The sequence below is a fragment of the Paenibacillus silviterrae genome (assembly GCF_030167925.1).
In the GTDB taxonomy this organism is placed as follows: Bacteria; Bacillota; Bacilli; order Paenibacillales; family NBRC-103111; genus Paenibacillus_G; species Paenibacillus_G silviterrae.
Map to the genome: position 1 here is coordinate 4,997,944 of NZ_JASKUT010000001.1, position 13,778 is coordinate 5,011,721.

General features: G+C 51.3%; 16 protein-coding genes. 11 read left to right on the plus strand and 5 right to left on the minus strand.

Features of this window, described 5'->3' with window-relative positions; genetic code table 11:
- Positions 1–16: 16 nt before the first annotated feature.
- The 4 genes from sdhA (at position 17) to QMO62_RS23395 (ending at position 4,954) form a co-directional block, all read left to right on the plus strand.
- Positions 17–1,777, plus strand: a complete 1,761-nt coding sequence (gene sdhA, locus QMO62_RS23380; RefSeq protein WP_284644686.1) for a succinate dehydrogenase flavoprotein subunit — start codon at positions 17–19, stop codon at positions 1,775–1,777.
- A 2-nt stretch (positions 1,778–1,779) separates the two neighbouring features.
- Entirely contained in the window at positions 1,780–2,544 is a 765-nt protein-coding gene (gene sdhB / locus QMO62_RS23385) for a succinate dehydrogenase iron-sulfur subunit (RefSeq protein WP_284644687.1), read from the plus strand.
- A gap of 154 nt (positions 2,545–2,698) precedes the next feature.
- The gene (locus QMO62_RS23390) at positions 2,699–3,760 is read left to right on the plus strand and encodes a LacI family DNA-binding transcriptional regulator (RefSeq protein WP_284644688.1); all 1,062 of its coding nucleotides are present in this window, start codon (positions 2,699–2,701) and stop codon (positions 3,758–3,760) included.
- A gap of 57 nt (positions 3,761–3,817) precedes the next feature.
- Entirely contained in the window at positions 3,818–4,954 is a 1,137-nt protein-coding gene (locus QMO62_RS23395; protein WP_284644689.1) for a glycoside hydrolase family 88 protein, read from the plus strand.
- 73 nt (positions 4,955–5,027) lie between these two features.
- Here QMO62_RS23395 and QMO62_RS23400 read toward each other — a convergent pair whose 3' ends face one another.
- Positions 5,028–5,975, minus strand: a complete 948-nt coding sequence (locus tag QMO62_RS23400; protein ID WP_284644690.1) for a cation diffusion facilitator family transporter — start codon at positions 5,973–5,975, stop codon at positions 5,028–5,030.
- Between the two features lie 560 nt (positions 5,976–6,535).
- Here QMO62_RS23400 and QMO62_RS23405 point away from each other — a divergent pair.
- The 3 genes from QMO62_RS23405 (at position 6,536) to QMO62_RS23415 (ending at position 8,028) form a co-directional block, all read left to right on the plus strand.
- Complete coding sequence (locus QMO62_RS23405) at positions 6,536–6,898, plus strand: response regulator (RefSeq protein WP_284644691.1); 363 nt, start codon at positions 6,536–6,538, stop codon at positions 6,896–6,898.
- A gap of 133 nt (positions 6,899–7,031) precedes the next feature.
- Positions 7,032–7,529 (plus strand): hypothetical protein, encoded by a 498-nt coding sequence (locus QMO62_RS23410; protein ID WP_284644692.1) that lies wholly within the window; start codon positions 7,032–7,034, stop codon positions 7,527–7,529.
- Positions 7,501–8,028, plus strand: coding sequence for a hypothetical protein (locus QMO62_RS23415; protein WP_284644693.1), 528 nt, complete (start codon positions 7,501–7,503; stop codon positions 8,026–8,028). Before QMO62_RS23410 ends, QMO62_RS23415 begins: the two co-directional genes overlap by 29 nt.
- 29 nt (positions 8,029–8,057) lie before the next feature.
- On the opposite strand, the gene QMO62_RS23420 is transcribed toward QMO62_RS23415, so the two are convergent.
- On the minus strand, positions 8,058–8,222 hold the full coding sequence (locus QMO62_RS23420; RefSeq protein WP_284644694.1) for a hypothetical protein: 165 nt from the start codon (positions 8,220–8,222) through the stop codon (positions 8,058–8,060).
- Positions 8,223–8,378: 156 nt separating this feature from the next.
- On the opposite strand from QMO62_RS23420, the gene QMO62_RS23425 reads away from it, so the two are divergent.
- From QMO62_RS23425 to QMO62_RS23435, 3 genes are all read left to right on the plus strand, one after another.
- On the plus strand, positions 8,379–8,975 hold the full coding sequence (locus QMO62_RS23425) for a spore coat protein (protein ID WP_284644695.1): 597 nt from the start codon (positions 8,379–8,381) through the stop codon (positions 8,973–8,975).
- Between the two features lie 55 nt (positions 8,976–9,030).
- Positions 9,031–9,276 carry a YkuS family protein gene (locus QMO62_RS23430; RefSeq protein ID WP_284644696.1) on the plus strand — a complete coding sequence of 82 codons (246 nt, stop codon included), beginning with the start codon at positions 9,031–9,033 and terminating at the stop codon, positions 9,274–9,276.
- A 267-nt stretch (positions 9,277–9,543) separates the two neighbouring features.
- Entirely contained in the window at positions 9,544–9,729 is a 186-nt protein-coding gene (locus QMO62_RS23435; RefSeq protein WP_284644697.1) for a hypothetical protein, read from the plus strand.
- A gap of 58 nt (positions 9,730–9,787) precedes the next feature.
- Here the strand turns inward: QMO62_RS23435 and QMO62_RS23440 are convergent, their stop codons facing one another.
- The 3 genes from QMO62_RS23440 to QMO62_RS23450 all read right to left on the minus strand — a co-directional run bounded on the left by QMO62_RS23440 (position 9,788) and on the right by QMO62_RS23450 (position 11,999).
- Positions 9,788–10,597: a histidinol-phosphatase gene (locus tag QMO62_RS23440; RefSeq protein ID WP_284644698.1), complete on the minus strand. Its 810-nt coding sequence runs from the start codon at positions 10,595–10,597 to the stop codon at positions 9,788–9,790.
- Between the two features lie 25 nt (positions 10,598–10,622).
- Positions 10,623–11,525, minus strand: a complete 903-nt coding sequence (locus QMO62_RS23445) for a LysR family transcriptional regulator (RefSeq protein WP_284644699.1) — start codon at positions 11,523–11,525, stop codon at positions 10,623–10,625.
- A gap of 150 nt (positions 11,526–11,675) precedes the next feature.
- Positions 11,676–11,999 (minus strand): zinc ribbon domain-containing protein, encoded by a 324-nt coding sequence (locus QMO62_RS23450; protein WP_284644700.1) that lies wholly within the window; start codon positions 11,997–11,999, stop codon positions 11,676–11,678.
- A gap of 194 nt (positions 12,000–12,193) precedes the next feature.
- On the opposite strand from QMO62_RS23450, the gene QMO62_RS23455 reads away from it, so the two are divergent.
- Positions 12,194–13,768: an MDR family MFS transporter gene (locus QMO62_RS23455; RefSeq protein ID WP_284644701.1), complete on the plus strand. Its 1,575-nt coding sequence runs from the start codon at positions 12,194–12,196 to the stop codon at positions 13,766–13,768.
- The last annotated feature ends 10 nt before the right edge of the window (positions 13,769–13,778 follow it).

A 13,778-nucleotide genomic window follows, 5' to 3' on the forward strand; every position in this document is an offset into this window, starting at 1 on the left:
GGGGGAGTGAGCGACAATGGCGAATAGTAAAATCATCGTAGTCGGCGGCGGTCTGGCTGGCCTCATGGCAACCATCAAAGCTGCTGAAGCCGGCGTTCACGTCGACCTGTTTTCTTTGGTACCGGTGAAACGTTCTCACTCCGTTTGTGCTCAAGGGGGCATCAACGGAGCGGTTAATACGAAGGGTGAAGGGGACTCCCCTTGGGAGCACTTCGACGACACGGTTTATGGCGGCGACTTCTTGGCGAACCAGCCGCCGGTTAAGGCCATGTGCGATGCGGCGCCTGGCATTATCCACTTGATGGACCGGATGGGCGTTATGTTTAACCGTACGCCTGAAGGTCTGCTTGACTTCCGCCGCTTCGGCGGCACGAAGCATTCCCGTACGGCGTTCGCGGGCGCTACAACGGGACAGCAGCTGCTGTACGCTCTGGATGAGCAAGTACGCCGCTGGGAAACCGCCGGCCTTGTGAAGAAGTACGAGCACTGGGAGTTCCTTGGCGCCGTGCTGGATGACGACGGCGTATGCCGAGGTATTGCCGGTCAGGATCTGCGCAGCATGGACGTTGTAACGTTCCGTGCCGATGCGGTTATTTTGGCAACAGGCGGTCCTGGCATTATCTTCGGTAAGTCGACGAACTCGGTTATCAATACGGGTACGGCGGCAAGTGCCGTGTATCAGCAGGGCGTTTACTATGCGAACGGCGAATTCATTCAGATTCACCCGACGGCCATTCCAGGGGATGACAAGCTTCGCCTCATGTCCGAATCCGCACGCGGTGAGGGCGGCCGGATCTGGACATACAAGGACGGTAAGCCTTGGTACTTCCTTGAAGAAAAGTACCCTGCGTACGGCAACCTCGTTCCCCGCGATATCGCGACACGCGAAATCTTCTCGGTCTGCGTAGACCAGAAGCTCGGTATTAACGGCGAGAACATGGTTTACCTTGATTTGTCCCACAAGGATCCGAAGGAGCTTGACGTCAAGCTCGGCGGTATTATCGAAATCTATGAGAAATTCATGGGCGACGATCCGCGCAAGATTCCGATGAAGATTTTCCCTGCCGTTCACTATTCGATGGGCGGTATGTGGGTCGATTACAACCAAATGACGAACATTCCCGGTCTGTTCGCAGCCGGCGAGTGCGAGTATCAATACCACGGTGCAAACCGTCTCGGCGCGAATTCCTTGCTGTCCGCCATCTTCGGCGGTATGGTTGCCGGTCCGAAGGCCATCGAGTACATCAAGGGTCTCGACAAATCGGCGGAGGACATCTCGTCCACGGTATACGACCGCGCTGTCAAGCAGCATACGGACAAGTACGAGAGCATCCTGAAGATGAACGGTACGGAGAACGCCTACGTGCTGCATAAGGAGCTTGGCGAGTGGATGCTCGACAACATGACGGTCGTTCGCTATAACAAGCGTCTGGAAGAGACGATCGCGAAGATCCAAGAGCTGAAGCAGCGTTGGCACAACATCAACATCAACGATTCGGCGCGTTTCAACAACCCGGGTGTAGCGTTCACGCGTCAGCTGTGGAACATGCTGGAGCTGGCTCATGTCATGACGCTGGGCGGCCTGCTGCGTAACGAGAGCCGCGGCGCGCATTACAAGCCGGAATTCCCTGAACGTAACGACGAAGAATTCATGAAGACGACCAAGGCGAAATGGACGCCGGACGGCCCATCCATCGAATGGGAAGATATCGACGTATCGCTGATTGCGCCGCGGAAGCGTGACTATACGACAGATAAGAAGAAGGGAGGAGCTTAATCATGGCTGAAGCGACTGCTTCGAACAAAAAGGTGAAGTTTATCGTCACTCGTCAGGACTCTCCGGAAACGAAGCCTTATACGGAAGAGTTCGAGATTCCGTACCGCCCAAACATGAACGTCATCAGCGCGCTGATGGAGGTTCAACGGAACCCGCTGAATGCCGACGGTAAGAAGACGACCCCTGTGTGCTGGGAGTCGAACTGCTTGGAGGAAGTGTGCGGCGCTTGTTCGATGGTGATTAACGGCAAGCCGCGCCAAGCTTGTACGGCGCTGGTTGATAAGCTGGAGCAACCGATTCGACTTGCTCCGATGTCGACATTCCCAGTCGTTCGTGACCTTGTCATCAACCGTGAGCGGATGTTCACCGCTTTGAAGAAGGTAAAGGCATGGATTCCGATCGACGGTACGTACGATCTCGGTCCTGGACCTCGGATGGCGGAAGCTAAGCGTCAATGGGCTTATGAGCTGTCCAAGTGCATGACCTGCGGCGTATGCCTAGAGTCTTGCCCGAACGTGAACGATCGTACGGACTTCATCGGTCCTGCGGCGATCTCTCAAGCGCGTCTGTTTAATGCTCACCCGACAGGCGAGATGAACGCTCACGAGCGGATCGACGCTCTCATGACGGATGGCGGCATCGAGGGCTGCGGAAACTCGCAGAACTGTGTGCGTTCCTGTCCGAAGGGCATTCCGCTGACGACCTCGATCGCGGAGATGAACAAAGAAACGACGAAGCATCTGTTTAAGAAATGGCTTAGCGTATAAAGGTTTGGAAGCCTCCGGCTGCCCGATGGATGGGCGGCTGGAGGTTTTTTTTAAAGAAAGGTGCCGATCAACTGATAGTTGACGAAGACGGTAACAGCGTTTACAATATAATTGAAACGTTTAAATAACAAAAAGAGTAGGAGCTGTTGGCAGCATGAGCAAGAACCGCCAGGTCACCATCGTAGATATCGCAGAAGCCGCGGGAGTTTCTATCGCCACGGTGTCCAACGTGTTGAACCGGCGGAATGTTCCGATGTCGGAGGAGACGATTCGTAAGGTAGAGAAGGCAGCCGAGGAGCTGGGGTATCGGCGGAATGTGATGGCCGCCAATCTCAGCCGGCGCCGTTCCTATGAGCTGGGGCTGCTGGTGCCTAGTTTCGGCGGTTACTACGGCCGATTTGCGGAGGAGATGCAGCGCGTTGCCCATGAGTACGGCTATCATTTGTCGGTATTCTCAGCCGGAGGGTTTAATCCCGATATTGAGAAGCGGCATTTGGACTTGCTGCTGCAGCGCCGGGTGGACGGTCTGGTCAGTCACGGCTTGGCGATGTCGAAGGAAGCAACTCGGACGCTGGTCGGGGACGGTACGCCTCTAGTGTTGTTTAACGGTTGGGACTGGCCCGAGGACCTGGCGCTCGCCGCGGTGAACTTGGATTTTGCCGGTGGAGCAGAGCAGGCGGTTGCGCATTTATATGAGCAGGGCTGCCGAACGATGCTGTATCTCTCCAGACCGGGCTCGCATGCGATCGATCAGCAGAGGCGCATCGGGTTCGAGAGGGCACTCAGTCGACTGTCGGATGCCACAAGCGCGATCATCAATATCGATGGATCCCGTGGCATGGAGCCATTACTCGAGGAAGCGTTATCCGTTCCCCGGCAGGATGGGGCGGTAGGAGTGGTCGGCTTCGATGATTTGGTATCGGTAGGGTTCATGTCACTGCTGCTGGAGAAGGGCTACCATGTTCCTCGCGATTGGAAGGTGGTTGGGATCAATAATGAACCGATTGCCAGATACAGCTATCCGTCCCTTACTTCGGTTGATATCCCTTATCATCTTCAAGCGGGAATCGTGCTCCGGAGAATGCTGTATCATTTGGGTGAAACCGAGCGGCTGAAGCAGGGGAGCTTAGCCGAGCTGCCTGGGGACGTATCGGAGGAAGGGCATGAGGTAAAAATTCCGCTGCACCTGATACCTCGCTTGTCTTCGGAGATTTGATGCAAGTTAAACCGCGGTTATTCATTCATTATACATAGTATGGGAGAGTGTGAAGTTATGGGTCTTTGGCAGCAGGCAATTGAGGATGCGGTAGAGAAAACAAGAAAGAACATCGAGCGTTACGGCGACTTGTTCCCGCACGTAGGGGAAGGCGGGAAGTACTCGAACAAGCTGAATCCGAATACGGACTGGACGGACGGTTTCTGGTCCGGGATTTTATGGCTCTGCTATGAGTACTCCAAAGACGAGTTATTTGCACAAGCGGCCCGCCGTACGGTGGACAGCTTCCGGGAGCGTCTGGAACAGCACAGCCATCTGGACCATCATGATATCGGCTTCCTTTATTCGCTATCCTCCAAGGCACAATGGATGATCGAGCAGGATGAAGCTTCGAAGCAGCTTACGATTCAGGCGGCTGACGTGCTGATGAAGCGCTGGAGAGAGAAGGGCCAATACATTCAAGCCTGGGGACCAGAGGGCGACCCCGTCAATGGCGGGCGCATTATTATCGACTGCATGATGAACCTTCCGCTGTTATACTGGGCATATGAGCAAACAGGCAACGAAAAATACAAGGAAGTGGCCATCATCCATGCCGACAAATCCCGTCGCTTCCTCGTTCGCGGTGACGATTCGTCTTATCACACGTTCTATTTCGACCCGGAGACGGGCGAATCCATTCGCGGCGGCACACATCAAGGCTTTATGGACGGCTCGACGTGGACTCGGGGACAGGCTTGGGGAATTTACGGCTTCGCGCTTTCTTATCATTATACGAAAAACCCGCTGTATCTTGAGACCTCCCTTCGCATGGCTCGCTACTTCCTGGAGCGACTGCCTGAGGATAACGTGGTGTATTGGGACTTTAATGTGCCGATCACGGCGACAACCGAGCGGGATAGCTCCGCTTCGGCCATTACTTCGGCCGGTATTCTCGAGCTGCTCTCGCACCTTGATGCGAACCATCCGGAACGAGCCTTCCTGGAGGACGGTCTGAAGCGTTCGATGGAGGGACTGGTAAGGGGCTATGCAACCATAGGTAAGCCGGATGCCGAGGGCTTCATCGAGCACGGCTCTTACAGCGTCCGCGGCGGTGCGGCGCCGGATGACTTTATGATCTGGGGAGATTATTACTATCTGGAGGCTTTGGTCCGGATGGAGAAGAACATCAAGGGCTACTGGTACGAAAGATAAGCTGAGGTAAAAGGCCTGCGGCCGCTGCGAGCAAGCAGCGGTGCAGGCCTTCTTTAGTAAGTGAAGCATCGTATTATTCGTGCTCTCGCTCTTCCTCGCGCGTCCGAAGGAATTCCTTGCCGTATTCTCCGTGTGGATGAATATTGGCATGCTCCATCTGAATCGTAGAATGCTCGATGCCGTATTTATCCTTGAGCGTCTCGTTGATGGCGAGAATGATGCAGAACGGCTGGATTTTTTCATCAATGAAAACATGTGCCGTCAGCGAGTAATGATCCGACGAGATAGCCCATAGATGCATTTCATGCACGTCCTCGACGCCCTCCACCTGTGCTATAGCTCCCCGAATCTCATCAAGATTGAATTTGCCGGGTACGGATTCCATGAGGATAAGATACGATTCCTTAATGATGCGTCCCCCGCCTGCGAAGATAATACCGCCAATCACCATACTAATAAGCGGGTCTACCCAAGCAATGCTTGTGAAGTAAATGATGATCGCCGAAATGATAACCCCTACCGAGCTGAGCAGGTCCCCGATAAAGTGCCACAGGGCGCTCTGAACATTCAAGTTTTCCTCTTCCTCCATACTGTGCTTCAGAACGAGCGTCAAGACAAGGTTTACGATAAGGCCAATGGAAGCGATGATCAGCATCAGCTTGAAATCGATGGGCTCCGGTGTAATGAAGCGGCGAATTCCTTCAACGAAGATTCCGACGGCGATGATGGCCAGCGCCAAGCCGTTCAAGAACGAGGCGATGATCTCAAAGCGCAAATACCCGAAGGTGAAGCGTGCGTTCGGCTGCTTCGTCGCAAGATAGATCGCCACCATGCTGAGACCGAGCGCGATCACGTCCGATATCATGTGCATGGAGTCGGACAGCAGCGCCAGCGAGTTGGACAGCAGGCCGCCGATAATTTCGACTACCGTGAAGAAAGCCGTTAAAATAAGCGTGAACCACAATGTTCGTTTGGAGCGTGACTGCTCCTTCACATGGTGGAGGTGATGGTAATCATACATGACGATCAACTCCTTTCTAACTACACGGTATATTCCTTGGATTATAAGCGATGAGAGCATTTTTTGGCAAATGGAGGGAATTTACATAAATGCGTTTTCAAAATTGTTACACAACTGAAATATTCCTGTTATGTGTTTAACATGTTTTCCGTGTATTATACTAACCAAGACCCCCTTTTTAATATAAACTACTTGAAAGACTCTCCCCCGTTGGGAGGGTCTCTTTTTTTTGTCCCGAATTCGGCATAGCAGGAAGCTGCTCCGCAGGAAGCTTTCAAAAATTTGATGTAAAAATATTTAAAGTTCTTATTCGACATATTTTGCTATAATTTAGGGGATGGAGTCTATGTACGACAATTTCAATGCGATGAACCCGTTCTTAGCGAATGTGGGACTCATAAACATATAGACATTTAACATCAAGTGACGATAAGCCTGGGCGTGACGACCTTCCGCCCCCCGGCAATTCTCTGAATGCAAGCTTCCTATTTCCTATGCGGACGAAGCATTCAGCGTATCCAAGTGGAAGCTCAATACAATTGAAAGCACGAGGTGGGAGAATGGCGAGAATCATGGTAGTCGACGATGCCGCATTTATGCGGGCCATGCTAAAGGACATCTTGATAGGAATGGGACACGAGATAGCCGGGGAAGGCACTACGGGAATCGAGGCGGTTGCCGTATATAAGCAGTGCAAGCCGGACTTGGTGACGATGGATATCACGATGCCTGATGCGGACGGGATTTATGCATTGAAGGAAATTCGCGCCTTTGATTCCGCTGCGAAGGTGATCATGTGCTCAGCCATGGGACAAAAGGCAATGGTCGTGGATGCCATCCGAAACGGGGCTTTGGACTTTATGGTCAAGCCGCTGCAGAAGGAACGGGTAGTGGAAGCGATAGAGAAGCATTTGAAATCCTAATTGGCTGTAAGCCTCTCGGTAGCTATAGAGACCTTCCCGACATGTCGGGAAGGTTTTTTGCCTATTCCGGTATAACTGGACCTCCCCTATGGAAAAATAACCGCAACCATTGCTGTCGAAGGTAGGGGAGACTATGGAGCTGACCATTTACACGATTCTTTCGTGGTATACATTACAGCTAATGATGGCTCTGCCGCGTAAGCTCCCGATTGCCGTAAATGTACTGACTTATATGATCCTTTCCATTGTCGATATCAATAAGTTTACTTATTGCACACATACGTTGCAATTGGTAAGAATCAGTCACGAGCTCCCGAAGTTTCTCTCTGTTATTCTGCACCGGGATATCATTTTTTCCCTTTCGCTGCTGATCTACGCCAATGTCGTATTGACCGCCCGTTCCGCCAAAATAAAGTGGGGAATGACCCTGTACACATTCGTTTTCTGCATTGCCGATTTGATATTGATGCGTTCGCTAGGAATTATTGAAACGGAAATGCGAATCATCTTTTGCAATATGGCTATAATCCTTATTCTTATGGGATTATCCTTACTGACCGCCAAATGGCTGCTTAAGCTTGAACAGATAAGGAGGGCGGACGATGGGAGAGAAAAGCAACCTCATCTATGACTATGGATTCAATGGAAATGAATGGTTTGCCATCGGTCTGATTGTTGTTGGAATGGCAGGTGTTCTACTGCTCCCCAAAAGGTTCACACCTATGGAAACCTTATTCAATTTACTGTTCGGCGTTTTTATGGGACTCATGTTCGATCATACGATCGCTGTAGAGCCCTTCGATCTTTACGATGTCGGAGATCAAGCCAAGTACCAGCTTTTCGATCTATTTTCCTACTTTATGTATGCGCCGTTCGGTTATTTTTTCATATACGGCTGCCAATGGCTTCGGATAAAGCATACAGGAGTGCTGCTGTACATCATCGGATGGACCGTGTTCGCTATCGCTGTAGAATGGATTGGGGTTAAGATGGGGCTATTTCATTACAAGCATGGGTTTACCATCTTGTATTCGATTCCGATCTATCTCTTTGTGCAGAGCTTGCACCTGGTATTGTATCGACTGATTTTTCACAATGTAGAGGTTGAAAAGGAACGACATGCCTCCTAAGAAGGAAAGCATGTCGTTTTTCATACTTCCTATTCCCTATTCCATACGAAATGCTCGCGCTGATGGGTCTTGTTGCTGCTGCTGAATTGTTCCGCTTCCTCCAGGCTTTCAAATTCAGCTATACCGGCATCTCCGTCACCGTTATCGTACCAAATGCGGTATTCAAGACGGGCGTCCAGAGGCTCGTAAGACATAGTAGGCTTTCCCCCTAAGATAAGTGGTGAATACAGATGTTATTATCACTGAAGTCGGGGGCGGCTATACGAATAATTTTTTTCCGGGATGGTTACCTTAAACTTGGCAAAAAAATCCTGCCCAAACAGGACCACCACAAAGGAGATGTGAAAGCTATGCCATTCGGCGCTCACGAAACAATGGAAGTCCATGAAATTTTGAATGAAAAGCTGAATCTGATCAGCCATTTCGGCTTGTATGCACAAATGACACAAAACGAGCAAATCCGTTCCATGCTCACTCGCCATATGCAATCGGCTATGATGTCCTATGATCAGCTGGTAACGTATACTCATGATTATGCTGCGGCGAATCAGCAGCCTCCGACTTATCAGGGGATGACGATGAACATTCAGCCTCAGCAAATCCAATACGGCCTGCACAACCCTATGCCGATGGCTCCGCAAATGCAGGGCACATTGAACGATCAGCAAATTGTCAGCGCCATGCTGATTTGTCATAAGAGCAGTGCGAAGGTACATATGCAGGCAGCTCTGGAATGTGCCGACCCGAACGTTCGCCAGATGCTTATTCAAGGCTCTATTACGTGCGCAGAGCAAGCCTATGAGGTGTTCCTGATGATGAACCAGCAAGGACAGTATCAGGTTCCTACGATGAACGACCATACCGCTAAGACATTCCTTCATAGCTACCAGCCGGCGCAAGGCGGACAGGGCTTCGTTCCGAATAGTTCTTATATGCAGCACCAATAAGAATATTTTCGTGCGAGATGCTCAAACTACATGAGGGTAAAGGAGGCGAAAACAAATGGCCAAAATCGCTGTAGAAGACAGCTTGAATAACGTGAAGGACGCGTTGAAGCAAAACGGTTATGATGTGGTGTCGCTAGATAACAGCAGCATCCAGAACTGCGACTGCTGCGTCATCTCCGGACAAGACAAGAATGTCATGGGCATGACGGAAACGGTCACTCGTGCATCCGTTATTAACGCTCAGGGGATGTCCGAGTCTGAGATAGTTAAGCAAGTAAGCCAGCGCTGCGAATTAGTATAAGCGAGGATAAGAAATCTGCCTTCCTACTCCAATGGTGGGCAGATTTTTTTGTACACAAAAAAGATAGGCTCCTCAGAATGAATATCATCATACTGAAAGGTACCTATCTCATGGCAAGTATTACTCTACACGAAGATTGCCTTTAGGGTCTACCGCCAAATGTTGGTCTGGCCATACATAGAAAAAATGCTTGTTCACCCATCCTATTATTGGAACACTCTGCGCTCAGGCTGCATATTGTGTAGTATCCAATGATAGGAGGTGGACATGTTGGATAAATTCCTGACAAACTTAGGTGGACTTCTTGGTGGGTACGCGCTGGTGAAAGTACCAGTAGACGGAACCGTATTATCCAGTTTAGACCCCGTCCTTGATTTACTTGGAGTAGCAACCATGATCGTTTTTGCTGGGGCTTACATCTATCATGGCATCCGTTCGATGATGGCGAGATAATCCCGTGACTGAAAAAAGCTGCACTCCTGTGAGGGAGGCAGCTTTTCTTTTATATGTGCTAAAGCGGTACGACCTGGCGCTGCTTCTGTTTGAAGTACACCCATTCACGGAAGCCGATTTCCTTCAGCCGCTTCGCAACTGCATCCCACTCGTCGCCGACCCGCTCCGGAACATGGGCATCGGAGCCGAACGTGACGCGGACGCCGTGATGGTGAGCGCGCTCCAGAATTTCGTCGGTCGGATACCAGCCGCCGCAATCCTTCGTTTTACCGGAGGTGTTGATCTCGATAGCGACATCGCTCTCGGCGATCACCTTCAAGCATCGGTCTACCGCATCGGTCTTAATGTTCGCGAACTCCGGGTAATAACCGCGCATGGCGTCGATATGTCCGAGAATCTGGAACATGCCGCTGCGCGCCGAATGCTCGATCAACTCGTAGTACTGTTCCTTTTGAGCGACCTTCTGCTTCTCGTTCAATCCGTTCCAGCGTTTCCGGTTAAAGATGCTAACCCCGCCGACCTGATGAATCGAGCCGATAATATAATCGAACGGATACTTCTCATAGACGGAGCGGTAAATCTCCGCATGCTCCGCGTAAAAGTCCGATTCCACACCCAGGAGAACTTCGATACGGCCCTCATATTCGGCCTTCAGCTTAAGCACTTCTTCTACATATGTGGCAAATTCGCTCTTGGCCATCGCAATGCCGGGCTCCGGATGGTCCTTCGCGTGGGCAAAATAGGGGGAATGATCGGAGATACCGATCACCTGCAGCCCGTTCTTGATTGCCGCCTCAATATAAAGGCGAATCGTGCCAGTAGCGTGTCCGCACCTTTCATGGTGCGTATGTAAATCGAATTTTACCATGGGATCTACTGCTCCTCTCCGTATCTTACTCTGAGCCGATGAATTGGATCTCCTGCATCCCTTTAAGATCAATAAGGAATTGATTCAGCGCGGAGCTCAAATAGCGGCCCGTTTTATAAACGACGCCCACCGGATGGCTGATTTCCAGCTCGTTCACCCGGATCATCTTCAGTGTACCCAATTTAAGTTCGCTCGCAATCGACAGCTTCGAAATAATGGCTGCGCCGAGATTCAGCTCCACCATACGTTTGACCTCTTCACTGCTGGGAAGCTCCATGACGACCTGCGGTGTAATGTACAGCTGTTTGAATATTTGGTCGACAAACCGGCGTCCTGCGGTTTCAGGAGACAACATGATGAGGGGAAGCTCATGAAGCCGCTCAATGGGCACATGGCTGTATTTGCTGAGCGGATGCTCAGGGGAGACGACCAGTTCGAAAGTATCGTAGTATAGCACCGAGCTCTCTAGGGTAGGCTGCTTGTCGAACAAATAAGTAATCCCGATATCGATCGAGCCGTTCTCGACACTGGCCATAATCTGAGAGGATGTCATCGAGTGTATCGTCGTTTTGATCAACGGGAACTGATTTTGAAAATAAGAAAGCACTCGCGGCAGGATTTGGATGGCGATCGAAGTCGTCGTTCCCAAATGGATATGGCCCTGCGGAGTCTGGTTCAAGTCGGATAACCGTTGCTTCAGCTCCTCGACGGTTTGCAGAATGATCTCGGCATGCTCCAGGAAGACGCGGCCGCTGTCCGTCAGCGTCACAGGCTGGTTGCGGTCGATCAGTGTGGTCTTGAACTCATCTTCCAGGCTCTTAATTTGCGCGGATACCGCAGGCTGGGTCAGGTTCAGAAGTTCACCGGCCTTACGGAAGCTCATCGTCTTGGAGATTGTAATGAGGGTTTCCAATTGGTTAAGATTCACGTCGTTCCTCCTCTCCCGGAATTGGGATGAAACGTTCGTCTACCATAGCTGGATAAATAACAATAATTTATCAGCAGTACAATAAATATAAATACAATTTGTTATAAACAAAACCTATTATATGATACTTGGTTCCATTGGGCAAACTTTCTAAGGAGAATCCGTGTTTTCCCGTAGACTTAATCCGCAATCCGGGCATTCTTTATCCTCAGCGGATATCGGCGCGAAGCATGCCGGACAAGTCTCCCGGTCGGGCCATTGCTGAGGCGGATCGTCTCTCGTTTGAGGAGAGGCCTGAGGCGGCGGGCTTAGGCGTTCGAGCGCCTGCTGCATTTTTTCGATCGTCCCCTGCATTTCCTGAACGGAACGGGTAAGCTTGGAGTCGTTAATTGCGGAGTAGATGACATAATGCAAAATCAGCATGATAACAATCACGACGATGGCAAAGAAGAGGAGAGACAGTAAGACTCCCATAGGCAGTCCTCCTTTATAGAGGTTTTTTAAGAGAGGGCTTCGATAAAAGTTTTTCTTATTTTACCATGTTACAGGCAGTCTGTTGTTAAATTTATGTAAAAAGATGTCTAATTGCATTGAATCATACTCAAATTTGAGTATAATAACGATAGGCTTTCAGCCTATTTCATTTGTACGATTGAAGGAGAGGTACCATGACGGAGACCAAAAAATCAAACGTCCGCTGGACGATTGTCGGATTGATGCTCGCATTGCTGCTGGCGTCTCTTGACCAAACGATCGTATCCACGGCGATGCCGACCATTGTCGGAGAGCTGGGAGGACTTGAACAGTTTGTATGGGTGTTTTCAGCCTATTTGATTGCGAACGTAGTGTCGATGCCGATTTTCGGCAAATTAAGCGATATGTACGGCCGGAAGCTGTTCTTCCTGCTTGGACTCATCGTGTTCATGATCGGTTCTGCGCTTTGCGGGACAGCGTCCACGATGCTGGAACTGATTATTTACCGAGCGGTACAGGGGATCGGCGGCGGCGCGCTGATGCCGATTACCTTCACGATTGTATTCGACCTGTTCCCGCCGGAGAAGCGGGGGAAAATGCAGGGCCTGTTCGGTGCCGTATTCGGCATCTCCAGTGTGCTGGGCCCGCTGGCCGGGGCATATTTTACCGATAACATTGACTGGACCTGGATATTCTACATCAACTTGCCGTTAGGCGTGGTTTCACTGATTTTGATCTCGGTGTTCTACCGCCCTTCGCTGCCGACGAATCCGAATCAGAAGATCGATTGGGCGGGGACGATTGTTTTTGCCGCTGCGGTGCTGTGTTTGATGTTCGGTTTGGAGCTGGGGGGCAAAGAAGGGTATGCTTGGGGCTCCTTGCCGATTATCGGATTGTTCGCCGGCTTTGTTCTGCTTTCGGCCTTATTCCTGTTCATCGAGACGAGGGTATCGGACCCGGTCGTACCGCTTGGCTTGTTCAAGCATCGACTCTTCTCGGCGAGCATGGGGGCGAGCTTCTTCTTCGGCGCCGTGATGATCTCCGCCGCTTCGTATATCCCGCTCTTTATCCAGGGGGTGTTCGAGGGCTCCGCTACGAGCGCCGGGCAGGTACTGACGCCGATGATGCTGGGGGTTGTGGCCAGCTCGGTGCTGGGAGGACGATTCATCGGCAAGCTGTCTTACCGTAATATTCTGATCGTATCCAGCAGCTTGCTGATCGTCGCGACAGTGCTTCTGAGCACCATTTCCCTGGGTACCGAACGCTGGTTGATTACCGTTTATATGATTTTGATGGGGCTTGGCATCGGAGTCTCGTTCCCCGTGATCTCCATTTCTTCGCTGCACGGTGTGTCGATGCATCAGAGGGGCGTGGTCACTTCGATGGTATCGTTCTTCCGTACGATCGGGACGGCCCTTGGCGTAACCGTACTCGGAGCGCTTCAGGCCCATGCGATGAAGAAGAGTTTGGCGGAGCTGCTTCCAAGTGGCGCGGCGCAGGAGCCGCCGAATCCGCAGGTGCTGCTCCAGCCCCAATTCCGTGCCGCCTTGCCGAAGCCGGTGCTGGATCAAATGATCGCCGGACTCGCGGATTCAATTGCGTTCGTCTTTCAATGCAGCATCGTCATGGCAGTGCTCGCGTTCCTCATTGTGCTCATGATGGGGAATGCCAAGCTGGAGGTAGGTGCTAGGGGAGCGGGAGCCGGCAAGCCGCAGAAGGATGGCTCGCGAGAAGAGCCTGATGCTTCACCGACACCGGGACACTTGTAGGAGGTGAAAG

Bases quoted from the DNA above. Each gene is read 5' to 3' on its own strand.
- QMO62_RS23410 (WP_284644692.1), top strand. From the start codon at position 7,032: ATGGAGCTGACCATTTACACGATTCTTTCGTGGTATACATTACAGCTA.
- sdhA (WP_284644686.1), top strand. From the start codon at position 17: ATGGCGAATAGTAAAATCATCGTAGTCGGCGGCGGTCTGGCTGGCCTC.
- QMO62_RS23455 (WP_284644701.1), top strand. From the start codon at position 12,194: ATGACGGAGACCAAAAAATCAAACGTCCGCTGGACGATTGTCGGATTG.
- QMO62_RS23390 (WP_284644688.1), top strand. From the start codon at position 2,699: ATGAGCAAGAACCGCCAGGTCACCATCGTAGATATCGCAGAAGCCGCG.
- QMO62_RS23450 (WP_284644700.1), bottom strand. From the start codon at position 11,999: ATGGGAGTCTTACTGTCTCTCCTCTTCTTTGCCATCGTCGTGATTGTT.
- QMO62_RS23395 (WP_284644689.1), top strand. From the start codon at position 3,818: ATGGGTCTTTGGCAGCAGGCAATTGAGGATGCGGTAGAGAAAACAAGA.
- QMO62_RS23405 (WP_284644691.1), top strand. From the start codon at position 6,536: ATGGCGAGAATCATGGTAGTCGACGATGCCGCATTTATGCGGGCCATG.
- QMO62_RS23435 (WP_284644697.1), top strand. From the start codon at position 9,544: ATGTTGGATAAATTCCTGACAAACTTAGGTGGACTTCTTGGTGGGTAC.
- QMO62_RS23400 (WP_284644690.1), bottom strand. From the start codon at position 5,975: ATGTATGATTACCATCACCTCCACCATGTGAAGGAGCAGTCACGCTCC.
- QMO62_RS23430 (WP_284644696.1), top strand. From the start codon at position 9,031: ATGGCCAAAATCGCTGTAGAAGACAGCTTGAATAACGTGAAGGACGCG.
- sdhB (WP_284644687.1), top strand. From the start codon at position 1,780: ATGGCTGAAGCGACTGCTTCGAACAAAAAGGTGAAGTTTATCGTCACT.
- QMO62_RS23420 (WP_284644694.1), bottom strand. From the start codon at position 8,222: ATGTCTTACGAGCCTCTGGACGCCCGTCTTGAATACCGCATTTGGTAC.
- QMO62_RS23440 (WP_284644698.1), bottom strand. From the start codon at position 10,597: ATGGTAAAATTCGATTTACATACGCACCATGAAAGGTGCGGACACGCT.
- QMO62_RS23425 (WP_284644695.1), top strand. From the start codon at position 8,379: ATGCCATTCGGCGCTCACGAAACAATGGAAGTCCATGAAATTTTGAAT.
- QMO62_RS23415 (WP_284644693.1), top strand. From the start codon at position 7,501: ATGGGAGAGAAAAGCAACCTCATCTATGACTATGGATTCAATGGAAAT.